Genomic DNA, 26,633 nt, shown 5'->3' with positions numbered 1-26,633 from the left:
CTTTCTTTGTATCTCATCTAATCTTTTAATTTTTTCGATGTCGATATACATTTACAATAAACTTTGGCAAAGCCTGCATTCTACCAATCCTCGCTGGATTAGTTGCCAGCCTATAAAACCATTCCAGATGTATTTTTTGGAAAAATTTAGGAGCACGGCGAACCTTACCACTAAATACATCAAAGCTACCGCCAACTCCCATCATAATAGCAGGAACACCTTGTTTTTTCAAAATCGCTAATAACTGTTCTTGACGCGGACAACCTAAAGCAGCAAAAACCATATCAGGTTTTGCTGCCTTAATTCGCTTAGCAACTGTTTCTAAATCTTCTTTAAAATAGCCATCTTCAACCTTAGCTATTTGCAAATCAGGATATTCTTTTCTTAATTTTGCATCAACTAAGCTAGCAATTTCCGCTTTAGCACCAATTAAATATACCCGTTTTTTCTGCTCATTAGCAATCTTCAAAAACCAAACAAACATATCATAGCCAGTAACTCGTTCTTTTACGGGTGTATGTTGAATTTTTCCTGCTAAAACAATACCTATACCATCTGCAGTAATAAAATCAGCATCATTTTTGATTAAATTCATAAAAGCAGCATCATTATTAGCCTGCATCACAATCTCAGGATTAGCAGTCACAATTAAAGTAGACTTTTGATCCTTAATACGTTGCAAAAAAACTTTTTTGAATTCTAGCAAAGTTAAATTATCAAATTCAACGCCTAAGACATTAACTTTTTTCATTTTTTACCTCTTAATTATTTTTTTGATAACAGTGACAATATCTTGATTCAATTCTAAATGTAACAATGCCAAAATTAACCCATATATCAGCATTACCAGAATAGATTTATATGCCATATTAAGAAATGCGGAGTGAGTCAAACTAGGCATTAACATGCCACAAGCAAAAGTAATTATTGCTGCCAAAAAGTATTTAGGAATATCTTTAAAGACATATTTAAATTCATAATCCTTTCTAACAATCCAAATACGTAAAACACACACAATAGTTTCGGTAAATAAAATCGCAATCAGTGCCCCACAAGCTCCATATGCTATGTCTAAAATTGAGGCCGCAATACACTCAATAATAGCTCCAATAATTACCGGAATTGCATACTCTTTGTCTTTGCCATTAGCTAAAGCAAATTGATTGGCAAAAACACCACCTAAAGGGATAATCACTACAGTCAATGTAAACCAAAACATTAAATCGGTCATTGCCAAATATTTATTGCCGAAAAAGAAAGGAACAAATTCTTTGGTGTTAATCATCACTACTACTGCAAAAATAAGTCCTAACATAACAGTAGCCTCCAATGATTTTCTTAACATCACTCTTTGCTTTTCTTTTATTTCAGCTGCCATTTTCGGCATCATGACAATAGTAATACTGGTAATAATACCTAAAATAATCTTAGAAATTTTTTGAGAATTATCGTAGAAAGAAACTTGTGTTGAACTTTGAAACATCCCTAATAAAGGTTTATCCAATGCTGTATAAATTTGAGTAGCTATCTGCGGAATCAATAAAATGATAATTGCTTTAATAGTCTGCTGAAATTTATAAAAATGCTTAACCGGTTTAGCAACATATTGCTTAATATTAAGCCAAAAGACACACGATCCCAACAAAGTAGAAACTGACATAATCAGCATATATTTATCTAAATCTTGAGGATTTTTAACTAATAGCAATATCAAAGCAATTGATAATAGCTTAACACAAGTATTTCTTAAAACAACCTTACCAAATTCTGCTAATCCTTGAAAAAACCAGGATATATCCAATTGAGCGGAAATTAAGAAAGGCAACATAATAAAGAAATAATTCCAATATTTGATATGAATAAAAAGCAAGAAAATAATAAATAGTATTATCATCACTGAACTGGCCAAAGCCTGAAAATACCATAAGCCCCAAAAAGCCTCAGTCAGTTCTTCTTTATTACTATGAGCTCTAATTTTTGAAATCGTACGCATTCCAATGTATGAAATTGATAATGAACAAAAGACCATCAGAAATTGGATAACATTATTAACATTACTATAAATTCCATAACTACCTGGGCCAAGAGTTCTAGAAAGATAAGGTACTGTAATTAAAGGGATTAACACTAAAAATATTTGATAAATTGCATTATATAAAATATTAAGTAAAGTTTTTTTCACAAATATCCACCTTTTTACTTCAATGCATCAAAGCATCTCTTACAATTTTGTTGAAAGTCTATCTCATAAGTCATATTTAACCATTGGCGTCTTGCATGAGCAAAAGTATCAGTATCATTTTCTAAAATATCTAACAATTCTACAAAAGTATTAATTTTGGCACCAGGAACAATATCGGCATAAGGTCCCATCAACAACCCCCTAGTTTTCTCATACTCTTTCAAAAAATTAGTTACAAAATAGATTGGCTTATCCAAATGCAAATAGTCAAAATAAACTGAAGAGAAATCGGTAATCAAAAAATCAGTATTTCCTAGTAAATCATACATATCATAATTGAATTTAAATAAATCGATATCTTTCAAAAAATAAATATGATCATACTTCTTACATTTTTCATCTATTTTTTTCATCTCATATGGATGCAATTTTACAATTAAGTACTTATTTTTCTTTTGCAATACCTGTTCTAATTTAGACAAGTCAAAATAATCAAAGGCAAAAAAATTACCTCGACTAATTTTATCCATAATTGAATCATCTTCCAATTCATATCGAAAAGTAGGCATATAAACACCAATCTTGGCAGTAACATCCGTCACATTAAAATATTGCTTTAATATGTCAGCTTTTGTAACCTCAGGATTATATAAAGCATCAATTCTAGGAAAGCCAGTTCTAACATATTTCGAAGCTTTAACTGATATACAAGAAGTCATCAAGGTTTCATATAAAGAAGAACTTGAACTAATATAATCAGCCTTTTGCCAACTTTTAATGTTCCGACAATCACTTTTATATGATGTATTATTAGACATCAAAGCCATCTTTTTCAAAGGTATACCATGCCAAAAGCAAGATAGAACTTGCTTAGATTTAATTTTAAATGGTTGATGTGTTGTAAAAATATGCTTAGCTCGACCAATTTTTAACCATGTTTTGAAAGTAAGATGAGCTGAAGGCCAAGGTTCTACTAAAACAACATCTACTTCTGGATGATATTTCTTTAAATATCTATAAAATATAAATCCATTGGAGCCAGAACGACCTGCTTCATTCAAAATAACATATAAATTATTATCAGTGCCAACAAATTTCAATAAGAACATAATCAATTTAAAATATATTCTAAATAAATATGCTTTCATGAATACCTCCAGCCAGTTATACTTATTAACTGCTATCTATTTTAACAAAACTAACTATTTAAGTTGTTAAAAAAAGCAAAAATTTAATGTATAACCTGCTTTTTTTGCTAAAATATAACATATAAGGAGATATTTTATGAAAAAAGTAATCACATATGGTACATTTGACCTCTTGCATTATGGTCATGTTCGCTTACTAAAAAGAGCGAAGGAATTGGGCGATTATTTAATCGTCGCCTTATCTACAGATGAATTTAATGAATTAAAAAAACACAAAGAAGCATATAACAGCTACAATGAAAGAAAATATATTCTTGAAGCTATCAAATATGTTGATGAAGTAATCCCAGAAAATGACTGGAACCAAAAGATTACTGATGTTCAAAAATATAACATTGATACCTTTGTAATGGGTGATGATTGGAAAGGTAAATTCGATTTTCTCAAGGAATATTGTAATGTAGTTTATTTACCTCGCACACCAGGGATTTCTACAACTAAAATTAAACATGACCTACATAATTAAAAAATAAACTATAAGATATAAGCCCCAAAATTTTGGGGCTTTTGTTATGGGCAAAAATAAATATTAAACTTGTAATTTATAAAAACTGGTACCTTAATTCCACTATCGTCATCCATTTTCAATCCTAAAGCCTCTGTGTTTAACATCTTAACAGTTTAATAATATGACATTAATATTATTAAAAATAAAAATAGTCGTATTTGATTTTAATGTTCAAATACGACTATTTAACTTTGACTTAACAATTTGTATCTTTGAAAAATAAAAATTATCATGCTTATTTATAATGCTAATAGAATCAATTAAATATATTCGTTAAAAGTACTAAGATAATTCAAAGAAAATATTTTTTATACAATCTAACTATTTATATTTAACAAGAAATTTATTGAGCAATTTACCATATTCTGTTATACCAACACCCACTAAAAAATCTTTAATTTTTATACATTTTTCGTAATACTTAATATCATTTGTACGACGATAAAAAATTATATTTTCAAAAAAACAGAATGCTGACTTATAAAATAATAATTCTGGTTTATTTTTTATTTTTTCTCCATTTTCCATGAAATAATCTATACTTTGGTATTTATTGTCATTAAGTGCAAAATTTAATATATTTGTTATTATAGCCAGCAAAACTACTTGCATTTTAGTATTTTTTGTATTAATATACCTCTCTATAATTTTCTTGGAAATTAGTATATTGCTATCAAGTTCATAGAATTGCATAAAATTACAAAATAATGCCACATTTGTATCATTGAAATCGTATATATTAAATATTTTTTCTTTGATCTTGTTTCTTAATTTTAAGTTTGGAGCTTCACTAGAAGGTTTCATAGCTTCTATCCATGCATCTATAATAAGCTGCTCTTCTTCTTTATCTTTTATTGACAAATTACTAGCTTCTAATAAAGGTTTTAAATGCTTAACTTCCTCAATATTATTTTCATAATAAGCTTCAACCATCGTATTATTAAAATCCTTTATCTGCTGATATTTAAGCTCATCAGTCGAATTTAGTTGACTAAAAAATTTCCATAATGGAATATTATTATAATTAAGCAATTCAATTAAACTATCTGCTGTAATTCGATTAATATTTTTTTCGACCTTTGAATAGTAAGATTGACTAACAATTAAACCACGCTTCGTAAATTCGGCCTGTTTTTTTCCTTGACTAACACGATATTTTTTTAATAATTCACCAATTGTCATAAATATAGCCTCTACTAAAATTCAAATACGACTATTTTTAAAACTCATTCTAATTTTTTGCTAAAATAAAGTCAACATTAAATTTATAAAAAGAGGTTTAAAAATTATGGACGTGTTTTTAAAAAATAAATATTATAGAAGATTTTCTATTGCTAGTTTTTTATCTACTGCTGGTGATATTCTTTTTTATTTAGCATTTTTGACCTATGCAAGTAAATTGAAAAACTATTCTTTAGCTTTATCGTTAATTGCTATCTCAGAATCAATACCAAGATTATTAGATATATTTGGTGGATATTTAGCTGATAAAACACGCAATAAATTAAAAAATATTTTTTGGATGGCTATCATTAGATTTTTCCTTTACGGCTTAGTAGGATTTTTATTTATTACTCATATTTCACAATGGAATCTAGTACTGATTATAATCGTTATTAACTTTATTTCTGATATAGTTGGTACTTATTCAGCAGGATTGTGTGCTCCAATAATTGTAGAACTAGTTGATAAAGAAAAATTTGCCGAAGCTGAAGGATTTACAAATGGTCTGGATGAGGTTTTTAGTACTACTGCCCAATTTGTAGGATCAGGATTACTGCTCTTCTTATCTTATTCAAATTTAGCTTTTATTAATGCATTTACATTTTTAGCTGCTGGACTTTTATATTTGAGTGTTGGACTTCGTCATACCAAGGAAAATACACCGCTTGCATCAACCGAAGTAAATGATCAGAATTTTTTTGCAACAATGAAATCTTCATATATACAAATAAAAAAGGCGTCTGGTTTATTATCTACCGTTTTAGTCATTGCACTACTTAATGGTGCATTATCTGCAATGGGGTCACTATTACCAATAATTATGGCTGGACATCGTTCCACTATGTTAATCTCTAATTATAGTTTTACTCTTGCGGTAATCGGAGTAGTAATAAGTGTGGGATCGATCTTGGGAAGTGCTTTTGGACCACAATTATTCAAAAAACAATCAGTTTTTATTATAGTTATGATCGCTATTGTTTTAAGCATCGCTACTACTATTGCAGCATTTTTAACTAATATTTATGCAATCTTGCCATTTTACTTATTATTAGCTGCAATCGCAAGTACTGCTTCACTTAAAATGCAACAATGGTTAGTCACTACTATCGACCAAACAATCTTAGCTTCAAGTATGGGCTTACTCAATACAATCATCATGGCTACTGCCCCAGCAATGACTATGTTCTTGACAACTATTTCTGGTTTAACTAACGTTAAATATTCACTATTGGTTCTTTTAGTAATTGAATGTATTAGTTTCATTGTATCAATCAAACTAAATGCAAAAGATAAAATGAATAATGTAGAAATTAGCTAAGCTATTCAACTATAAGATAAAAGCTCCAAAATTTTGGGGCTTTTATTATGGTCAAAATAATTATGAAATTAATCATATATTCTAAATTTTCTGTTCATATCATTTTTCAAAAGTAAATTCAAATCTATCTGCCACATAGAAAGCTCGAACGTATTCAAAAGGCATTTTATTTTGTAAAAAAGTAACTTGACGCCTAGTAACCAATGCCTCACCCTTATTGACTGATAAAAGTCGAGCATCCATCTCAGTAGCAATAGTAGCACCAATATTTTCTACTACCTTACCTATTTGATAGCCACCTTTTTCAATTAAAGTCTGATACAATCCGGCAGATAACTCTGCTTTAGAAAAATTTTTGACTAAAGTATATGGAATTGTCGCTACTTCATAGCAAATTGGAATATTATCAGCAGATCTTACACGTTCCATTCGTAAAACTTCATCAATAGAATTTAAATCTAACTTTTCTCTTTCAGTCAATGATGGTTGAGTGACACGATAGGAAATCAACCGAGTAGAAGCCGTCTGATGATTCAATTTGGTAATATCTGTGAATGACATTATGCCCATCATCTTTTCTTTTACCTTTTGACTAGCAACATATGTCCCACTGCCTAACCGACGCTCTAAAATGCCCTCATCTTCCAATGTTTTAATAGCCTGTCTCAAAGTCATACGTGAAACATTAAATTCTAAAGCTAATTTTCGCTCAGCTGGAATCCTTGCACCAACTGCATATTTTTTATTTTCGATGTCTTTCTTTAGTTGATTATGTATTTTAATATAAACAGGTTCTTGCATTATATAGTACCTCTTAAATGTAATTTTAACCTAAAGCCCATAGTAGCACCATATTATTGATTATATAGAATAAAGAGAGGTCATCCAAGGATGACCTCTCTCCATTAAGGGTTGGGTGTTCTAACGAACAATTGGGTTAGCTGGATTCGAACCAGCACATGACGGCACCAAAAACCGTTGCCTTACCACTTGGCTATAACCCAATAACAATGGAGGAGAGTGGATTCGAACCACTGAACTCAGAGAGAACGGTTTTACAGACCGGCGCGTTTAGCCACTTCGCTACTCCTCCAAAACGTTACTTAATTATGATAATCAAAAATATACTAAATTGCAAGCATTTTTGGATATTTTAGCTAATTTTTTATATAAAAAACGATAGAAATATCTATCGTCTTAAAAATTATTTGATTTGATCTATGTGTTCCTTAATAATATCTGCAGATTTTGCCAACTGAGCATATTCATTATCTGTCAATTTCAATTTAACAACACGCTCAATTCCATTTTTGCCAACTATTGCTGGATATCCAATATATGTTCCAAACTCTTCTAAATAAACAGATACAGGTGCAAAAAGATGTGCATCACTAAAAATTGCTAAAACTAGTTTCACAGCACAAGTAGCAATTGCATAGCTAGTATATCCTTTACCACGAGCAACGATAAATGAATTTTTATTTGATTGAGCACTCATTTGAGCTAATTTTTGGTCATCAAATATCTCTAATACAGATTTACCATTAACACTAACAGTTGACCAAGCAGAAAATTGTGATGAGCCATGTTCACCTAAAACAAAGCCTTGTACATTTCTCGGATCTTGTCCTAATTCCTCAGCAACAATTCGTTGCATTCTAGCTGTATCTAAAAAAGTACCAGTTCCAAATATTTTGTTGTGAGGTAATCCTATTGTTTCTTGTAATAGAGTAGTAATAGCATCACACGGATTAGAAATATTAATAATGATTCCTTTAAAACCTGTCGCTTTAATTTTTTCACCTATTTCTTTGGCATTCTTGCTATTTATTCCAAACTCGCCAAAACGGTCACCATTTTCGATAACTGCAGAAATTTTACCAAATGATGTGATGATTATATCAGCATCAGCTAATTGACTCCAATCTTGCATATAGACATTAACATGATAATCATTACGAGCTAATGTATCTCTTAAATCATTATATTCTGCAACTGCTTTTCCTTCATTTGCATCAATCAAAACCATTGTATCTACGACACCATGCGTAAATAAAGTATAAGCTACTGTAGCACCTACATGACCTAACCCGATAATTCCTACTTTTCTCATAAACAAACCTTCTTACTTATAAATATAAAAATAATTATAACAAATCAGTCTAGCGGACATATATAAGAAAAACAAAAAAAGAGTAGGATTAATACCTACTCTTTAACAGGTTGGGTTAGCTGGATTCGAACCAGCGCATGACGGCACCAAAAACCGTTGCCTTACCACTTGGCTATAACCCAATAATCTACGTCAATTACAACTGACATAGACTATTATATATAACTTTCAAAAAATGTCAACGACTTTTTTCACAATATTGCCTAATATGATTTTTAGTACCAGCAAAATACCACATCCCTGCTTGCTCATCACTAACTAATGATTGACCATCTATTGGTGCTTGAAGGGATTCAGTAAAAATTTTTTCATACTCAGCTACTGTCAACCTTTTCCTTCTATTAAGTATCAAGTAAGGATCTATTATTTCATTACGATAGCCAGCTTCAATATTGAAAGTGAAAAATTCTGCCATAGCACCCGAGCCGTAGGAAAATAAACCAATCAAGTCATTCAATTTCAATTCAGCATGTACTAATAAACTTAATAACCCGAGATATAGTGAACCTGTATAAATATTACCGACTTGCTTACTTAATTCGATACTATTTTTAAATTCATTGGTTAACTTCTTTGCATCCCTCTCAGCAAGATTAGCAATAGCTAAATTATTGGCTTTTAAACCCATTTTAGTAAAAGGTAGATGGTATAATAATGCCTTAAAATTGCTAATATCGACATGATTTTGTTTTTGATAATTTTTAAAGGTATATTCAAAAAAATCCAAATAAACTTGAGTTGAATATTTACCATCAACTAAAGCCGTTGCACTTCCTGTTGGTCGCCAAAAATCATTGATATCTTTACTATATGCACTAGTTTGCGGATTAATAGATAACATAGCTGGATCTTTTTTGATTAACAAACTGATACTACCTGCACCTTGTGTCACTTCACCAGCTGTATTTAAGCCATATCTTGCAATATCACTACCTATTACTATAGCTGTTTTATCAGCATGGGTACTAATATAATCATAAGCGGTGAAAATAGCTGCAGTTAAGCCAAAACATGCCTCTTTAATTTCAAAAGTTCTCACTGATGCCTTTAATTTTAAAGCCGATTTAACAAATAAAGATGCCGATTTAGATTCATCAACACTACTTTCTGTACCTACGATTAGTAACCCTACCTTATCAATATCAATTTTAGGCAAATATTGCTTAGTTGCGTTTATAGCCATAGATACAGCATCTTGACTAATATCTGCTACAGACATCTTTTCTTGACCAATACCTTTCAGATATTTATTAGGATCAACATTACGAGCCATAGCTAAATCTACCATATCTACATATTTATTAGGCGTATAAAATCCGATCTTATCTATACCAATTTTCATCAATTATCCTGCTTTCTAATTAACTCCAAAATTTGTTTGGCATCTGTTAATGTAAACTTTTGATTAGCAATCATTTGATTTAAAACCTGCTTTTTTTGATTATGGTCTGCTTCTAGTTGAGCAACTACATTTCTAGCCTGCAATTTCATATGTCCAGCATTAATGCCTTGACTAGTAATTGCATATAGTGCTGCAAAATTATTTGCTAATCCGATGCTGGCAATTATATTTGCTAATTGTTGTGCGTTAACTTTACCTAATAAAGAAAATGATTGTTGTACATCTTTTCTAGCAGATATTGAACCACCAACAACACCAATAGCTAATGGCAGCGTCAAACAACCAATCAACTTATTTTCTTCTATTTGCCATTTACTTAAACTTGTATAATGTCCATCAATGCTAGCTTGCACCCCACAAGCTGATTCTACAGCTCGATAATCATTACCACTAGCTAATAAAACAGCATCCACACCATTCATAATTCCCTTATTGTTGGTTACTGCCCGATAAGGATCAACTTGACCAATTCGGCTCAGCTTAGCTATTTTAGTTGCTAAATGCGTACCCACTAATTGTAGGGGAATTTCTACTTTTGCTTGAACAAATTGACTAGGATAATTAGATAAAATAGCACAAAGCAATTCAGATATACCAGTCATTTTATGCAATCTTTGACTGATATCTTCCAAAATAAGGTTAGTTTTATTAGCTCCCATAGCATCTGCTGGATCAACCAAAGTGCGTAAATAGAGCATATCTTCTTTAACAAAAGTCTCTATCTTGCGTAAGCCTCCACCATGTTTAATTAAGCTATCAAACTTTTGATTAACCGCTTCAATTATATTTGGCAATTTATTTTGCAACATCACTAAATTAAATTGAGAATTAATTTCGCAAATAATCTGTCCATAAATTCCCTGACGTTGACATATGCACTTAGTTCCACCAGCCAAATTGAAAAATTTGGCACCATGATTAGCAGCAGCAACCACTGATGGTTCTTCGGTACACATTGGAACACAATAGGTCTGCTCATTAACTATCAATTCTTGAACAACTCCTAATGGCAAGGTAATTTTAGAAACCACATTTTCACTTAATTGATCTAATCTATCTAATTCAGTAGCATCTATATCAACAAAATTGATTCCCTTATTAAGATAATATTGACGACGTTGCATCGCACTTAATTCATAAAATTTCATTTTGTCACACATTCAATATTACATGCGATCGCTTGACCGCCACCAATACATAATGAAACTAAAGCATTATGCCCCGACACTTGATGTAAATTGTTAATTGCTGTAGCAACTAATCGCGTACCTGTTGCTCCTAATGGATGCCCTAAACTAATAGCTCCACCTGCAATATTTAATTTGTTATTAGGTATTCTTAAATCTCTAGCTACTGCCACAATTTGAGCAGCAAAAGCTTCATTTATTTCAATAACATCATAATCATCTATAGTAGTATTAGTGTTGTTTAGCAATTTTCTAATAGCATAATATGGTCCATATCCCATATAGTTAGGATCACAACCAATTTCAATAAACTGACCTAATTTAGCGATAGGCTTTAATTTTAATTCTTTAACCTTGTCACCAGTAGCTAAAATCAAAAAGCTAGCTCCGTCACTCAAAGGAGAAGAATTTCCAGCAGTAACTGTACCATTTTCCATAAAAACTGACCTCAATTGAGCTAATTTTTCTAATGATGTATCAAAACGGACGTTTTCATCATTAACTAAAATTTCATTTTCTTTTTTAAAAGGAATAATTTCTTGAGCAAACCAATCACTTTTAATTGCTTTGATCGCCTTTTGGTGTGACTCATAAGCATATTGATCCATTGCATCCCGACTAATCTTATGAGCTTGAGCTACCATTTCAGCAGTTATGCCCATTGCTTGATGCGAAAATGCGTCATTTAAACAATCATGCATCAAGGTCCATTGCAAATGATCTTGCGAATGATCCTTGAATTGCGATTCTACAAAAAAAGGTGCTTGCGTCATATTTTCAACACCACCAACAGCTACCATATCAAAATCACCTATTTGCATTTGAGCCTGAGCTAATCGCATTGCCTTAAGACTAGAACCACAAACATCATTGATTGTAGTAGAAATTGTTTCTTGACTGAGACCACAATGTAGTGCAACCTGTCTAGCAGGGTTCTGTCCTAATCCAGTAGAACATACATTGCCAATATAAACGGCCTCAATTTGTTTTTTAGGCAGTTTATTTTTACTCAGCATTTTTGATAACAATTGACTTGCCATATCAATTGGATTTTGATCACTAAAAAATCCACGAAATTTACCAAAAGGTGTCCTTTTAGCATCTATAATATAGATTTCTTTCATTCACATTACCTCTTCGTATTTATCTGTAAGTAATTATAAACATGTATATCAAGATTTGTATTTACTAATTCTTAATAATCAGTTGTTAAATAGCATCAATATAGCTTTTAGCAATTTTTTTAATTTTTAGTAAAGATTATCCAAATATAACAATATCGACTTATATTTGTAACTTTATTGAAACATACGTAGGGTAACATATACAGTAACAATAAGTTTATTAAAAAGGATGGTTTCATGTTAAGTAAAAAACATTTTTTAAAAACATTTATGATTTCATGCTTGATTTTAATATCAATCTTTACTTTTAATTCATTCAATAAAGACAATTCAGCTCAAGCAGCAACAAAACAAATAATTAGAATCAACTACGTTCCTAATTATGGCATTGCTGTTTGGGATAATTATGATAATGGACATGTTACTGGTCAGTACTTAGCAAACAATTCAAGATGGGTTGTTATTAAAACTGTTAAAGATGCTGAAGGTAATACTTGGTATGACTTAGGTAATAACCAATGGATTATGGCTAAATATACAGTTGATGAAAGCAGTGTATCTCAAGCAGCTAATGATGCTGAAACTGAAGCAAAAAATTGGATCGCATGGCGAGAATCACGTGGTAGCTATACTGCAAGAAATGGTCAATGTATTGGTAAATATCAGCTTTTAGCAGCTTATCTTCATGGCGACTTTTCTCCAAGAAATCAAGAACTTGTAGCTAATAATTATGTTTATGGTAGATATGGTTCATGGGTTAACGCCAAACAATTTTGGATTAACCATGGCTGGTATTAAAAAAATATACGATAAAAAACACCTCCTAATTCTAGTTAGGAAGTGTTATTTTTTTAGCTTAATTATTAAATTTTACTTTTTACTGTAGTATTGTTTAAGTCCATGTAATCCTTTCAAAAGTAACAGTGATAATACAAAAAATATTATCGAAAATTTTATATTAGTATCATAAGCTACAAAAACATAAATCATCGCAATAATGGCAAATAAAATTTCACCATAAGAACTAGTACACCATATTTTCTTACATACTGAATTATCTGGAAATTGCTTAATCAAAATATTCAGTATTTCTGTTAATAGTACAATGATTGCTGCTAAACATAATAAAATGATTACAATACCATTTCCATTCATTTTAATACCTCTATTTTATAAATAATTATCAAATTCTAACCGATAGTAATAATATAAGTGATATTATTATGATGATATTATATAATATTAATGTTTTTTTAAAAAGATGAGTTTGAATATTTTATTTATTATTTAAAACAAAAAATCCGTCAAGCAACTAAGCTCAACGGATTTTTTGCAATATCTATCGTTTCAATGCTATGAAATTTAACTTTCATAACATATGATAACGTTTTCAACTAACATTGTCAACACTTTTTTTGAAAGCATTTTCAATCTTTATTCTACAGTTTGCGTAGACATCTTCTTGTCTTTATATACATACATTGCAAGACCTATCACTAGTCCAACTAATGCTGGAACTACCCATGATAATCCAAATTCTGCTAATGGCAACATTTCTCGATATTTAGCTACAGCAAGACCAAATGCACTATGGCTAACTACTGCTGGAAAGGCTACCACCATATCACCTAAAGCAGGAACAACAGTAAATAAAACTACAAAGAAATATACATAACTATTACGTTTAAATAAAGGTGAACAAACTGATAATAAAATCAAAACCATCGATAATGGGTATAAGAACATCAACATTGGTGTTGACCATGCTATAATTTGCTCTAATCCAAAATTAGCAACCACAAAAGAGGCAAAAGTAGTTAATGCTAACCAAGTATGATAACTAACGGCTGGAAAATGTTTGTGAAAATCTTGAGCAAAAGCAGCTACTAACCCAACTGCTGTTGTTAAACATGTTACAGTAATTAATACTGCTAAAACTGCTTGTCCAAAAGCACCACCATAGTAATTAACAATTTGTGTAAAAGCTACACCACCATCACCTGATAGTTTAAAATGACCTAATGACATGGCACCAGCTACAATCAATAGTAAGTAAATAAATGCAACAGCAGCCATACCTACAAAACCTGATTTAGCAACGACTTTGGAAACATCACTTTCTTTTCTTTGACCCATTTGACGAACAGCTGTCACTACAGTAACACCAAAAGCTAAACCAGCTAATGCATCCATAGTGTTATAGCCTTGCAAAAAACCATTGATCAATGATGCATTAACATAATCTTTAGTTACAGCTGCTGTCATTGGATTGCCTAAAGGACATAAAAAGGCAACTAAAAACATAATAAATAGTAATGCCAAAAATAAGGGATTTAAAACTTTACCTACATTATCTAAGATATGGTTTTCATGATATGAGAAACCAAAAGCCAATAAAAAGAAGACGACTGAAAAGATAAATAATGCTAATGTATGATTATTTGAGCCTACAAAAGGTTCTACACCTACTGTAAAAGATACAGTAGCTGTACGCGGAGTACCAAACAATGGACCGATCGTAGCATGAATCAAAACCATAAATACCAAGGCAAAACCTACTCCTAGAGGCTTACCTACATCAAAAACACCTTCAGATTTTGTCACTGAAATAGCCAAAACTGATAATAAAGGCAATAAAACACCAGTAATCAAAAAACCAATCGTAGCCACAATCCATTTTCCACCAGCTAATTGACCCAAATGTAATGGGAAAATTAAGTTGCCAGCTCCAAAAAATAATCCAAATAGTAGCGAGCTAACAACCAGATATTCCTTTAATGATAACTTTCTAGAATTATAAGGTTTCATATTATTCCTCCAAAAAAATAAAAATATCAAACCAATGAAAAACGCCCCTCAATCGATCAATCAATATCGATTAAGGGGCGCAAATTAAAGCACGGTACCACCCTAGATTTGTCTACACACATCTATGTAAAACCTTTTATCACGTACAGCAAATAATATTGCGATACGCTTCCACTATAATGGGTGTACCCAGCATGTCTTCAGTCAACATGTGCTCAAAAGTGATTTTCAACAATATTTGCACTATCTCCTCACACCAAATCGAGACTCGCTTAAGCACAAATATAATCTACTCTTCTTTATCATTGCATTTGATTTATTAATTTATGATTTTAATTCTAATTTCAGCCTAATTATTTGTCAAGCCTTTTTATATATTTTTTATCAATTTATGCAAAAAAATGTTTAATAATTTTTTTATATGCATCTATTGTTGCATAAAAACTTGGTATCGTTGTATATTCGTTAATTTTATGAGCTACTTGCCATGTATCTGGTCCATAAATAAATACTGGTAAATTGTGATGTTTTTTGATGAAAACACTAGCATCAGTTGCTCCATTAAAAACATCTTTATTAACCTTTCGATGTTGTGGATAAAATTGCTGGTAAGATTGTTGTGATATTTCGATTGCATCCTTAATAAAATTACTTTGAGGATCAGTTTCTATTGGCAAATATGAATAAATTAATTCAAATTGTAATTTAGCATCCAAATCGATATTAACTTTGTCCACTAATTGTTTTAGTTTTTTAATAACATTATCATTACCAAATGCAGTAGTTGGTCTAACATTACCTAATAATTCAGCATGATCTGGAATTGTATTAACCTGATCTCCCCCATGCATCACAGTAATACTATGTTTAACTGAACCTAAATATTCATCAAAAGGTGCATCATCGAATAAATTCTTTTCTCTGCGATAAAATTCTACTAAAGCATCAAACGCATTCTTACCTTTTTCGGGCATTGACGAATGGACAGACAATCCAACACTGCTGATACGATAACTTAAGCTACCAGAATGTGCAAAAATAATATCTCCATCTGTAGATTCACCAACAATTAACGCAGCTAAATCATCAGCTATCCCTTGTTCTTCAAATCTATTAGCACCAGGAGTTCCATTTTCTTCACCAGCAGTAACAATCCAGCGAATACGACCTTGTGGCAATTTCCCTGAATTAGATAATTCAATTAATGCAATCGCTTGTGCAGCTAACCCACTTTTCATATCACTAGCACCACGACCATATAATTTATTACCGATAATAGTAGGCTCTAGCGGGTTAGTATTCCATTTAGTAAGATCACCCAATGACACTGTATCCATATGACCTGTTAGTCCTAAAATTTTTTCACCTTGTCCTACTTCTACTAGTAAATTGGCACGTTTATTACCAAAAGCATCGATTTTGGCTGTTAACCCATGTTGTGATAACAATTTTGATAAATATTCTGCCACCTCAATTTCATTGCCATTAGCAGAGTTAATCTTAATTAAATCACATAAAACTTGTAATTTGCCTTTTTCATCCATAACTGTCACTCCTCCAATAAAAAACGGAATACTTTCACGTAATCCGTTATCTTGTGCTTTTAACATTAGATTAGCTGATTATGATTTAACAGTTTTCTAGCTAATAACAATTATAACTTAATATCCCATGCAGGAATTTGTGTATTACCATAATATTTTTTGTAAAGCTGCTTAACTTTATTAGTTTGGTAAACTTTAATAATTTTCTTAAATAGTGGATTGTTCTTGTTCTTTCTAGTTGAGCAAATAATATTTATCCATTGTTTAGAATCTTTATTAACAGGTTCTGTATATATTGCTGAATTTGTCTTTAAACCTGAAGCAATTGCATAATTATTATTAACAAAAGCTGCATCCACATCACTTAATGTTCTGGCAGTTTGCTCTGCACCTATTTCTTTTAACTTAAATTGCTTTTTATTAGTTGCAATATCTTTGATAGTTGCTAATTTTGAACAATTCTTTTTAAAAGTGATCAAACCAGCATTTTTCAATACAAATAATGCACGTGATTCATTAGTAGCATCATTAGGTAAAGAAATTGTTGCACCCTTAGGTAACTTCTTTATACTCTTATATTTATTTGAATATAATCTAATTGGAGCTATAAAAGTTTTACCTATAGAAACAATTGTTCCCTTATTTGCCTTATTCCAAGCATCAAGGAATGCCTGGTGTTGGAAGGCATTTAAATCAATATCTCCATTTTGTAGAGCTTTATTTGGTTGAGTATAGTCAGTAAAGTTTTTGATTTTAACATTAATACCATACTTATCTTTAATATCTTTTCTAATAATTTTCCAAATGGCTTCATCTTGTTTGGATTGACTTACTACACCGATTGTGACATTCTTTTCACTTGAGTTTCCTTTACGATTTAGTGTAAAGAACCCCACAATTATCAACAATACAGCTACAACAGTTACAATTATATTTCTTTGGTTTTTCATAAGGATTACCTTCCTCTTCTAATTTTTTCAACTTAATTATTTTTATAAACAAAAAAGTCGTCCTTTATCGAAAGATAAAGGACGACTTATCGCGATACCACCTTTTGGTTCATCAAATCTTCACAGATTTGATCTCTACAAGTTTCTCCAAAAATATTATTTTCGGAAATACCTTGCACTAATAACGTGTGCAAACCCGTTGACAGCTAACTATCGCTATCACCATTCCAAGCCCATATTCGGTCAGCTTCAAATACTTCCTTTCACCACAACGGAAGCTCTCTAAAATTATCCACTAACTTACTCTGCTTTTCGGTATGTTTCATAAAATTAATAAGTTGATATTGATTATACTCATAAAATAAATTTGGGTCAACCTTTTTTGAAAGTATTTTATTTTTTCTCGACAATTTTATTATCTTTGATTGCAAAATCAGTCAATTTGAACTTAATTGGAGCCTCATCTTCACCTTTTGATACATACAATACACCAGATATAGCTGAAACCTCACTGTTTGGATACTTCTCAATTAAAAATGCTTTGACAGAATCTAAAGTTACTTTCGTTAAAGCAGTTGGATTAACATTTTCAACTGAAAGTTCTTTTTGAGGATCAGCTTCTGATTTTTGATCAGTCTTTTCTTCTCTAGCTGGTAAAGGTTTAATTGATTTTATTTGACCATTTTCAACTGTAAAATCATCATCTACATTAAAGTAAACAGGATTACCGTCAGCCTTAATACCATATATACCAATCTGATTACCAAAACTTGAAATATCGTTTTCATCATCAATGTGATAATATTGTTTCAAATAATTTTTAACTGCATCAATATTTTTACTTACAGTAAAGGTAACTAATTTCTCTTTATTTTCAATAGACCATTTCATTGCAGCTACAATATCTCGAGCAGTAAATGATCCATATTCACCAGCTTTAGCAGCCTGTATAATTTGTTTGATGGTTAAAGCATGATAATGATCACCATTATGGCAGAAGTAGAAAATGTCTTTTTTAATCGGTTGGCCATTTTCATCTGTTTCAGAGCCATAAACTGGTCGTGTTTCATTGGTTAAATCACCAAATCCTTCCATATCCACGATACCACGCATATCTTTTTTCTTTAAAAATTCACGCAACCCATCTTTAACTTCAGGTTTTACCTCATCATATGTAAAAATCTCATTATTTTCAACAGTAATATTTGAATAATCTTTAGGACGTTCATCAATATATTCAGCATTTGGATAGTGCGATTTTGGATTTTCATGCACTACAGTAATTTCTTGACCATTTTTATACAAATGCCAATGATCACCATGATCAACTATCTTATCAATACCTTCTGGCCAATCAATTTCAACATTAGTATTATGCTGACTGTGAGTGCCGACGTATTGACCAAATTTAGCATTTGGATATAAAGCACGTGGATTGGTATAAGTAATTCCTTCATTACCCTGCGAATCGTAGATATGATAATGATCTTCATGTTGTAAAATTTTAATAATATCATATCTATCAATCTTCCCTTTTTGACCTAAAACAGGAACGATTTTCAAATTAGCAATGGCATCTTTATTATCATCATGCTTATCTTCAATGTGCGTTGAAGGTTCATTATTTTCAATGTGTGTTGAATGTTCATCATTTTCAGAATGATGATCAGCATGTGTGCCAACATATTGACCAAAAACTGCATCTGGATATAGAGCACGTGGGTCTGAATATGTGATTGACTCATTACCTTCTGCATCATAAACATGATAATGATCACCATGTTGTAAAATTTTAACTATGCGATTCTTATCTACTTTTTTTTGCCCTAAAACATTTACAAATTGTAATTGTTCAATATTTTGTGCTTGTTGATGATCAGCATGTGTACCAACATATTGACCAAAAACTGCGTTTGGATATAAAGCACGTGGATCTGAATATGTAATTGACTCATTACCTTCTGCATCATAAATATGATAATGATCACCATGTTGTAAAATTTTAACTATGCGATTCTTATCTGCTACTTTTTTACCTAAAACTGATACTAGATGTAATTGCTGTTTAGATGTGACTTTTTGAGTTGCATGCTGACCATGTGTACCAACATATTGACCAAAGACTGCATGTGGATACATACCACGTGGATCTGAATAACTGATAAATTCCTTACCACTTGCAGTATAAATATGGAAATGATCACCGTGTTGCAAAATTTTAACAACACGATCTTTAGCTAAGGCCTTAGTGATTGACGCTGTACCACGTGATCCATGATGCCCTGTATATTTAGTAACCCTAATATGAGGGAACATCGAGCTTGGATTTTGGTAAGTTAAGTACTCATTGCCATCAGCTGTGAAGACATGCCAGTGATTACCATGAATCTTAATAGCGACAACTTTTTTATTCTTAAGTTGTGCCAAAGTAACAACATTAACCAATTCCAAACTTGTCGAGTCACTCATCTTATTTGGATCTGTATATGTGATATGTTCCTTGCCATCAGCTGTAAAGACATGCCAATGATCACCATGTTTAATAATTTTGACAATATCACTCTTTTTAAATGAGTCTGAATCTACTAAAACTTTAGTAGTCTTATCTTTTTGATATGTAGTCTTTTTAGTTACAAACGAATGATTAATATTTTTCGTAGCCTTGTTAGCACCCTGATTATTACCACAAGCTGATAATATTGTTGCTGAAATTAAAATTACACCTAATTTGGCAAGACTTTTTTTATTTTTTTTATTCATTACAAACTCCTAATTTTTCTTTATTATCATTGTTAAAATCAACCAGATAACCGATATCAAAACAATTACTGAACCGGGCTTTAAATTAAAGAAATACGATATAAATAATCCTGTATAAACGAAAGTCACCGACAATAAAATGGATAAAAGCAATGTTTTTTTATAGGTTCTAGCAATTTGCATAGCACTGACTACTGGAATAACAAGCAGTGACGAAACAATTAATGATCCAATTGTTTTAGCAGAAATTGATATTGCTACTGCACTTAAAAATGTCACCATAAAATTAATAAATTTAACATTAATACCTAAAATAGGGGCAGCTTTAGGATCAAATACACACAAATATAAAGTATTGTATAAAAGATATGAACATACTATTACAAAAAGTGATACTGCAATGACTAAATAAAATTCAGAATCACTGATTGTTACAATTGATCCAAACAAATAGGCACTAATTGAATTAGCATTATTAATAAAACTCATAAAAACACCAGCTAATCCAATTGAGGCAGCCAAAATAATAACTGTTGAAATCTCTTGATATGCCTTCAACTTATTACGAATCAGTTCAATACCTAATCCAGCAACAATACAAGCTGCAATCGAAGCCAGTAATGGATCAAATCCAAAACATAAGCCAATAGCTACACCAGCTAAGGATGAATGTGCCAATGTATCACCAATCATCGAAAGCCGTTTTAATAGAATTGGTAACCCCATTGTTGGCAAAATAATCGCCAAAAACATTCCTACAATAAAAGCACGACGCATAAATTCATAATCAAATATTTCTAACATCATTTCACCACTAATTGTTGCAAATCACTACGTGACAAAATATGCCCACTAGCGTTTCTAATTTCAATTGCATAATCAATAAAATCAATTGCATCATCTAATGCATGAGTTACTATCACGATAGTCTTACCGCTAGAAGCAATTTCTTGTAAAAAGCCAAAAAACTCTCTAGAAAATTTCTTGTCAATACCTGTAGTAGGTTCATCCAATAAAATCAGCGAAGCATTTTTTATCATAGCTGCAGCTAATGCAACTCTTTGTAATTGTCCCCCTGATAATTCTGACAATACCTTGTTTTGATGCTCTGTTAAGCCAACTAAGTCCAAATATTTTTCAGGTGGCTCTTTTACTTTTAAGAATTTTAGATGATTATAGATAACTTCTATGACCGTAGTTGGAAAATTACGATAATTTTGAACTGAACTTTGCGATACATAAGCTATATCCTGATAGTGATTTTTCTGATCAATATCATCACCAAAAATTTTGATTTTTCCTGAAAGAGGCTTTAAATTATGTAAAATCAAATTTAAAAGTGTACTTTTGCCAGCACCATTTTCACCAACAATTGCAACAAAATTTCCCTGTTCAATACTACATGAAAAATTTTCTAATATCTTTTTTTCTTCATAAGCGAAAGTTAAATTTTCGATATCAAGTACTTTATTCATTAAATGATCTCATCAACGCTTTCATGTTTAATTCCATCAATTTCAAATATCCCATTGCAGCTTCATCATCTGTAAGATTTTCCATAGTATATATCGTGTCCGTCTTAGTATGAGTGTTTTTAGCTAAGGTTTTAGCGACTTTAGGTGTAGCTTTACCTTCAAAAAAGATGGTTTTGATATGATGTTTTTTAACGAAATCTGCAATTTTTTTCAATTGTTTAGCAGATGGCTCTTCATCAGGTGAAATACCTGTAACAGCAACTTGTTTAAAGCCATAATCACGTGCTAAATAATTAAAAGCAGCATGTGATGTAACAAAATATTTATCTTTTCCTTTAAATTTGGCCACAGTTTTTTCAAATTGATTATCCAAAGATTTAAATTCAGACTGTGCTTTTTTCAAATTTTTCTTGTAATATGCTTCATTATTTGGATCCATCGAAGCAACCTTACGATAAATTGTATCTAATTGTTCGTAAGCATTTTTAACACTGAGCCAAGTATGCGGATTAACTCGATCATGAGCTTTTACTATCCCCTTACCAGCTTCTAGTAATTTTAATCCTTGTGACAAATCCAAAAATTTATTTTTCTTTTTGACTGTATCCTTTAATGCTGGAATAAAGTTTTCCATACCTGCACCGTTATAAATGATTAAATCTGCCTTAGCAATATCTTTCATATCGTTAGTTTTTAATTCAAAAGAATGTGGTTCTTCATTACCTTTGATAATTGTCTTAACTTCCATTTTGTTACCAACAATTCGCTTAGTTAAATCTGTAACTGGAAAGAAAGTAGTATAAATAACTTTTTTATTGTTAGAACTTTGTTGCTTACTACAACCTGTCAAACATCCACAAAAGATTGCTAAAAAAGTAAAAAATAAGAATAAATGTTTTTTCATATAACTCTCCTGTAATAACTTGTTTTTAGTAATTACTATTCGTAATAACTTTTTGTAACTAAAAATATAGTAGCAACTTACTTTTTGTTAGTCAATATTTTTTTGCAAAAAAAATTATCAAGATTGTTTTTCAACTAATCTTGATAATCGATAACTTATTGATCTACTGTTCGTGCCACATTTTAATCTTTCTTTGGATAATATCCAACTTAAATAGAGCAGATAACAAAATAACCATAACTACTGCCATAATACACTCTTGCGGAATTCGACTAATCAGCATAACCGAATATGGTACATGACAAATAATTTTTAGCCAAAAACTATTAACAAAAAATTGAATCAAACACGTTAAACCTGTAGCTATTAATATCCGCACGAAGTTAACTTTATTTGAAAATACTATTCCGAATACTAATCCAACTAAAAATGCCGTTAAAGTAAAACCGGGGAAATAAGTTAACTTAGGAAATAACATACATCCAATAAAATCAGCTCCAGCACAACTGATAGCAGTAACATAAGGTGAATATAAGCATCCCATAAGGGCAATACATATAAATGTAAATGATATTTTATGACTACCACCAATATTAAGTGATAACAATCTACTAAAGATAATATATAACGCAATTAACATGGCTAATACAACCATTTTTTGAATCTTCAAATTTTTCTTATTCAATTAAAAGTCCCCCATCTAATTGTTAATAACAACATTTTTTATTCTACAGTACCCCTATATGTTTGTTAAACAATTTGCTCACAAAAAAAGATTAGTGTGTACTAATCTTTTATCTAATCTTATATTTGCTTTTTAACTCACGATCTTGATCACGACGTTTAATTGTCTCTCTTTTATCATATTGCTTTTTACCCTGACCAACACCTATTAAGACCTTAGCATAACCATGTTTCAGATAAACTTTTAAAGGAATAATAGTCATACCTTGTTGTGCTTGAATAATTTGCAAATGATTTATCTCTTTTTTGTGTAACAACAATCTTCTACTTCTTAAGGGATCATGATTATAAATATTCCCTTGTTTATATTCACTAATATGCACATTTTCTAAAAAAGCAGAACCACGATAAGTCTGCACATATCCATCTTTAAGATTAATCCTTCTGGCACGAACCGATTTGATTTCTGTTCCTGTCAAAGCAATTCCTGCTTCAAAAGTTTCCTTAATAAAATAATCATAACTAGCTTTTTTATTAGTAGCTAATGCATCATTTTCCTTTTTCTTCATAGTTATCTCTGCCTATTACGTTTACGATATGGTCGATTATTTTGCGATGTACGCTGGCGATAAGGTGTTTTGGTTTGATTATGGTCGTTATTTTTAATTTTAGGTGTATTAGGATCATAAATTTCAAAATCAATCTGATGCTGGGCAACATCTGCATTAATCAATTTTACTTTAATTGGCATCCCCACTTTAAATTGATGATGCTTACCACGACCAGTTAAAGTTAGCGATTTTTCATCAAAGCGATAGAAATCATCCGTTAAATTAGAAATATGAATCAAGCCTTCCACTGTATTAGGTAATTGAATAAACATACCAAAACTAGTTACAGAAGAAATGATAGCATCAAAATGTTCACCTACTTGGTTAGCCATATATTCTGTCATCTTCAAATCATTGACACTACGTTCCGTATCTATGGAGCGACGTTCTTGCACTGATGTTTGCTCTGCAATTTCATCTAACTTACCTTGAAAATGCTTTTGTAATTCTGTAGCAGGTTTGCCAACTCCATATTCATGAATCATCCGATGCACTATCAAATCTGAATAACGTCTAATTGGTGAAGTAAAATGAGTATAATATTGTGCAGCTAAGCCAAAGTGACCTAAAGGCTCTGCAGAATAATGAGCTTGTCTTAAACTGCGTAACATCATCATTTGAACAACCGCTTCTTCGGTAGTACCTGCAGTTTTGGTTACAATCTGTTGCAAATCGCTAGGTTTGACGTCATGCGGATCAGCTTTTACATTTAAGCCAAATGCACTCACAAACTCAAAAAATGTTTTCATTTTTTCTTCGTCTGGTGTTTCATGAACTCGATATAAAAATGGAACATGACGTCTAAAATATTCCTCTGCAACAGTTTCATTCGCCAATAACATAAAGGACTCTACCATCTTTTCAGCAGTGCCTCGTTCGTGTAAAACGATATCAATCGGCTTGCCCATTTTATCAACAATAATTTTTGCTTCAGGTTCTTCAAAATCAATAGCTCCACGTTTGTGTCTCTTTTGATATAAAATATCATGCAACTTAGCCATTTCGACCAGCATTGGACGCAAAGTACGATATTTTTCTTCAAGTTCATCTAAATGATCACCAGCTAAAGCACGATTTACTTTACTATATGTTAATCGCCCATGTGATTTCATCACTGATGGATGAATACTATAATTTACTCGTTCACCAGTAGGAGTAATTTCCATATCACATGATAAAACTAAACGTTCAACACCTTCATTTAACGAACATATACCATTAGATAATCTAAAAGGTAACATAGGAATGACACGATCAACTAAATATGTACTATTTCCTCTAGTAAATGCCTCAATATCTAATGGTGAACCTTCAGTAACATAATGTGCCACATCAGCAATGTGGACACCTAAATGATAATTACCATTGTCAAGCTTCCATAAAACTACCGCATCATCAAAGTCTTTTGAATCATCGCCATCAATAGTTACTGCAGCTTGTTGAGTAATATCCTCTCTTCCTGACTTATCTGCAGCTGTTACATGATCAGGTATCTGGTTAGCTTGTTCTAAGGCTTCATCAGACCATTCCGTTTTAACATCATGATCTGCAACAATAGCCATTATATCAACGCCTGGATCATTTTTATTTCCAATAACCTTAATTACTACAGCTGTCATATCCTCTGGAGACTCTTCAGATGGATAAGTTTTTAATGATACTTGGACAATATCACCTAATTGGGGCGTTAACCCATCCTTCAAAATATATATTTTATATTTTTTTAGTTTTTTATTTTCACTTATTACATATCCCAGATAATTCGTTGTCGCTACATGTTGATCAGAAAAAGGAATAAATTCACCAACTAAATTTTCAAAACCACGCTCAATAATTTCAACAACTTGTCCTTCAGGTCCTTTACCATTCCATGGGTTAGCATCTGCAATAATTTTAGCTTTAACAGTATCACCATCAATTGCAAATGAAGTATTAGTTTTATCTACAAAGATATCATCAGCCACTTCATCGTATCTAATGAATCCAAAGCCCTTATCATTAGCTCTAAATGTTCCTTCAACAATGGTATCTAATCGATTAAGTTGATATTTTCCTAAACCATCAGTAATAATTTTCTTTTCATGTTCTAAGAAGGTTACTCCTCTAACCAATTCTGTAAATTTATAATGTAATTTATTATGCAATTCTCGATCCAATTTATCTATCGTATAAGATTTTTGTGAATTGTGTCTAAATACTTCATAAATACTTGCTAATACACGTTCATCTTGTGGCACTATTAATACACCTCATTTTTTCTATATTATGGGATAAATAAAAAAGCTCCGATTAATCGGAAGCCTTAAATTACTTTGAAGATAATTTAACCAAAATTATGGCTAAAACAAAGAATATCACAAGCAATACGCCTGTTATCTTTTCCATTAATGCCTCAAAGCCACGTTTCTTAGTTTGTCCACTAAATACGGCACCACCAGATAGTGCATTTAAGGCATCTTGTTGCTTTTGTGGCTGCATCAACGTTGCTATAATAATTAAAAAACTAACGATGATGATTAACGTCATGACTAAGTTATACAAAGCGTTGCCTCCATTGCCTAAAAAAATTAA

The 26,633-nt window shown here is 31.3% G+C and carries 24 protein-coding genes, 3 tRNA genes and 2 other annotated features; of the genes, 3 read left to right on the top strand and 24 right to left on the bottom strand.

All coding sequences use genetic code 11. From position 1 onward, the window contains the following. Window positions 1-25: 25 nt before the first annotated feature. Genes HMPREF0520_RS03890 through HMPREF0520_RS03880 form a run of 3 tightly spaced genes read right to left on the bottom strand, consistent with a single transcriptional unit; the run spans window position 26 to window position 3,330 of the window. Window positions 26-751, bottom strand: coding sequence for a WecB/TagA/CpsF family glycosyltransferase (locus tag HMPREF0520_RS03890; RefSeq protein WP_006729614.1), 726 nt, complete (start codon window positions 749-751; stop codon window positions 26-28). Window positions 752-754: 3 nt separating this feature from the next. Beyond that, a complete protein-coding gene (locus HMPREF0520_RS03885) occupies window positions 755-2,182 on the bottom strand; it encodes a lipopolysaccharide biosynthesis protein (RefSeq protein WP_006729613.1) in 1,428 nt (475 codons plus the stop codon). A gap of 14 nt (window positions 2,183-2,196) precedes the next feature. Next, window positions 2,197-3,330: a CDP-glycerol--glycerophosphate glycerophosphotransferase gene (locus HMPREF0520_RS03880; protein WP_006729612.1), complete on the bottom strand. Its 1,134-nt coding sequence runs from the start codon at window positions 3,328-3,330 to the stop codon at window positions 2,197-2,199. A 136-nt stretch (window positions 3,331-3,466) separates the two neighbouring features. Between HMPREF0520_RS03880 and tagD the strand changes: the two genes are divergently transcribed. Further along, window positions 3,467-3,856, top strand: coding sequence for a glycerol-3-phosphate cytidylyltransferase (tagD, locus tag HMPREF0520_RS03875; RefSeq protein ID WP_006729611.1), 390 nt, complete (start codon window positions 3,467-3,469; stop codon window positions 3,854-3,856). A gap of 363 nt (window positions 3,857-4,219) precedes the next feature. On the opposite strand, the gene HMPREF0520_RS03870 is transcribed toward tagD, so the two are convergent. Continuing rightward, complete coding sequence (locus tag HMPREF0520_RS03870; RefSeq protein ID WP_006729610.1) at window positions 4,220-5,080, bottom strand: helix-turn-helix domain-containing protein; 861 nt, start codon at window positions 5,078-5,080, stop codon at window positions 4,220-4,222. Between the two features lie 106 nt (window positions 5,081-5,186). Between HMPREF0520_RS03870 and HMPREF0520_RS03865 the strand changes: the two genes are divergently transcribed. Next, window positions 5,187-6,440: an MFS transporter gene (locus tag HMPREF0520_RS03865; protein WP_006729609.1), complete on the top strand. Its 1,254-nt coding sequence runs from the start codon at window positions 5,187-5,189 to the stop codon at window positions 6,438-6,440. 99 nt (window positions 6,441-6,539) lie between these two features. Here HMPREF0520_RS03865 and HMPREF0520_RS03860 read toward each other — a convergent pair whose 3' ends face one another. From HMPREF0520_RS03860 to HMPREF0520_RS03825, 8 genes are all read right to left on the bottom strand, one after another. Further along, a complete protein-coding gene (locus tag HMPREF0520_RS03860) occupies window positions 6,540-7,241 on the bottom strand; it encodes a GntR family transcriptional regulator (RefSeq protein WP_006729608.1) in 702 nt (233 codons plus the stop codon). Between the two features lie 131 nt (window positions 7,242-7,372). Continuing rightward, window positions 7,373-7,444: transfer RNA gene (locus HMPREF0520_RS03855), tRNA-Gln, on the bottom strand. 7 nt (window positions 7,445-7,451) lie between these two features. Then, a tRNA-Tyr gene (locus HMPREF0520_RS03850) sits at window positions 7,452-7,533 on the bottom strand. A gap of 111 nt (window positions 7,534-7,644) precedes the next feature. Further along, entirely contained in the window at window positions 7,645-8,553 is a 909-nt protein-coding gene (locus HMPREF0520_RS03845; protein WP_006729607.1) for an L-lactate dehydrogenase, read from the bottom strand. A gap of 110 nt (window positions 8,554-8,663) precedes the next feature. Beyond that, a tRNA-Gln gene (locus HMPREF0520_RS03840) sits at window positions 8,664-8,735 on the bottom strand. Between the two features lie 56 nt (window positions 8,736-8,791). After that, window positions 8,792-9,955 carry a hydroxymethylglutaryl-CoA synthase gene (locus HMPREF0520_RS03835; RefSeq protein WP_006729606.1) on the bottom strand — a complete coding sequence of 388 codons (1,164 nt, stop codon included), beginning with the start codon at window positions 9,953-9,955 and terminating at the stop codon, window positions 8,792-8,794. After that, the gene (locus tag HMPREF0520_RS03830; protein ID WP_006729605.1) at window positions 9,955-11,163 is read right to left on the bottom strand and encodes a hydroxymethylglutaryl-CoA reductase; all 1,209 of its coding nucleotides are present in this window, start codon (window positions 11,161-11,163) and stop codon (window positions 9,955-9,957) included. Before HMPREF0520_RS03830 ends, HMPREF0520_RS03835 begins: the two co-directional genes overlap by 1 nt. Then, window positions 11,160-12,326 carry a thiolase family protein gene (locus tag HMPREF0520_RS03825; RefSeq protein ID WP_006729604.1) on the bottom strand — a complete coding sequence of 389 codons (1,167 nt, stop codon included), beginning with the start codon at window positions 12,324-12,326 and terminating at the stop codon, window positions 11,160-11,162. Before HMPREF0520_RS03825 ends, HMPREF0520_RS03830 begins: the two co-directional genes overlap by 4 nt. Before the next feature lie 237 nt (window positions 12,327-12,563). On the opposite strand from HMPREF0520_RS03825, the gene HMPREF0520_RS03820 reads away from it, so the two are divergent. After that, complete coding sequence (locus HMPREF0520_RS03820) at window positions 12,564-13,124, top strand: aggregation-promoting factor C-terminal-like domain-containing protein (protein WP_006729603.1); 561 nt, start codon at window positions 12,564-12,566, stop codon at window positions 13,122-13,124. 72 nt (window positions 13,125-13,196) lie between these two features. Here HMPREF0520_RS03820 and HMPREF0520_RS03815 read toward each other — a convergent pair whose 3' ends face one another. The 12 genes from HMPREF0520_RS03815 to secG form a co-directional block, all read right to left on the bottom strand. Next, window positions 13,197-13,481 carry a hypothetical protein gene (locus HMPREF0520_RS03815; RefSeq protein ID WP_006729602.1) on the bottom strand — a complete coding sequence of 95 codons (285 nt, stop codon included), beginning with the start codon at window positions 13,479-13,481 and terminating at the stop codon, window positions 13,197-13,199. 279 nt (window positions 13,482-13,760) lie between these two features. Continuing rightward, on the bottom strand, window positions 13,761-15,134 hold the full coding sequence (brnQ, locus tag HMPREF0520_RS03810) for a branched-chain amino acid transport system II carrier protein (RefSeq protein WP_006729601.1): 1,374 nt from the start codon (window positions 15,132-15,134) through the stop codon (window positions 13,761-13,763). 70 nt (window positions 15,135-15,204) lie between these two features. Next, window positions 15,205-15,449 (bottom strand) — a binding site (T-box leader). 74 nt (window positions 15,450-15,523) lie between these two features. Beyond that, window positions 15,524-16,678: an ArgE/DapE family deacylase gene (locus HMPREF0520_RS03805; RefSeq protein ID WP_010221766.1), complete on the bottom strand. Its 1,155-nt coding sequence runs from the start codon at window positions 16,676-16,678 to the stop codon at window positions 15,524-15,526. Between the two features lie 110 nt (window positions 16,679-16,788). After that, complete coding sequence (locus HMPREF0520_RS03800) at window positions 16,789-17,628, bottom strand: MetQ/NlpA family ABC transporter substrate-binding protein (RefSeq protein WP_006729599.1); 840 nt, start codon at window positions 17,626-17,628, stop codon at window positions 16,789-16,791. 74 nt (window positions 17,629-17,702) lie between these two features. Next, window positions 17,703-17,953: a binding site (T-box leader), on the bottom strand. Window positions 17,954-18,021: 68 nt separating this feature from the next. Next, on the bottom strand, window positions 18,022-20,388 hold the full coding sequence (locus tag HMPREF0520_RS03795) for a hypothetical protein (protein ID WP_006729597.1): 2,367 nt from the start codon (window positions 20,386-20,388) through the stop codon (window positions 18,022-18,024). A gap of 9 nt (window positions 20,389-20,397) precedes the next feature. Beyond that, a complete protein-coding gene (locus HMPREF0520_RS03790) occupies window positions 20,398-21,192 on the bottom strand; it encodes a metal ABC transporter permease (RefSeq protein WP_010221779.1) in 795 nt (264 codons plus the stop codon). Further along, the gene (locus tag HMPREF0520_RS03785; protein WP_006729595.1) at window positions 21,192-21,863 is read right to left on the bottom strand and encodes a metal ABC transporter ATP-binding protein; all 672 of its coding nucleotides are present in this window, start codon (window positions 21,861-21,863) and stop codon (window positions 21,192-21,194) included. The genes HMPREF0520_RS03790 and HMPREF0520_RS03785 overlap by 1 nt, the downstream gene beginning before the upstream one ends. Beyond that, entirely contained in the window at window positions 21,856-22,767 is a 912-nt protein-coding gene (locus tag HMPREF0520_RS03780) for a metal ABC transporter substrate-binding protein (RefSeq protein WP_006729594.1), read from the bottom strand. Before HMPREF0520_RS03780 ends, HMPREF0520_RS03785 begins: the two co-directional genes overlap by 8 nt. Before the next feature lie 163 nt (window positions 22,768-22,930). Beyond that, window positions 22,931-23,452, bottom strand: coding sequence for a folate family ECF transporter S component (locus HMPREF0520_RS03775; RefSeq protein ID WP_006731314.1), 522 nt, complete (start codon window positions 23,450-23,452; stop codon window positions 22,931-22,933). A gap of 109 nt (window positions 23,453-23,561) precedes the next feature. Next, window positions 23,562-24,020 carry an SsrA-binding protein SmpB gene (gene smpB / locus HMPREF0520_RS03770; protein ID WP_006729592.1) on the bottom strand — a complete coding sequence of 153 codons (459 nt, stop codon included), beginning with the start codon at window positions 24,018-24,020 and terminating at the stop codon, window positions 23,562-23,564. 2 nt (window positions 24,021-24,022) lie between these two features. Continuing rightward, window positions 24,023-26,299 carry a ribonuclease R gene (gene rnr / locus HMPREF0520_RS03765; protein WP_006729591.1) on the bottom strand — a complete coding sequence of 759 codons (2,277 nt, stop codon included), beginning with the start codon at window positions 26,297-26,299 and terminating at the stop codon, window positions 24,023-24,025. A gap of 70 nt (window positions 26,300-26,369) precedes the next feature. Beyond that, window positions 26,370-26,603, bottom strand: coding sequence for a preprotein translocase subunit SecG (gene secG, locus HMPREF0520_RS03760; RefSeq protein WP_006730623.1), 234 nt, complete (start codon window positions 26,601-26,603; stop codon window positions 26,370-26,372). Between the last annotated feature and the right edge of the window lie 30 nt (window positions 26,604-26,633).

Source organism: Lactobacillus iners DSM 13335, from assembly GCF_000160875.1.
Lineage (GTDB): Bacteria > Bacillota > Bacilli > Lactobacillales > Lactobacillaceae > Lactobacillus > Lactobacillus iners.
The sequence above is the reverse complement of the archived record's forward strand: the minus strand, read 5'-3'. Positions and strand labels throughout refer to the sequence as shown.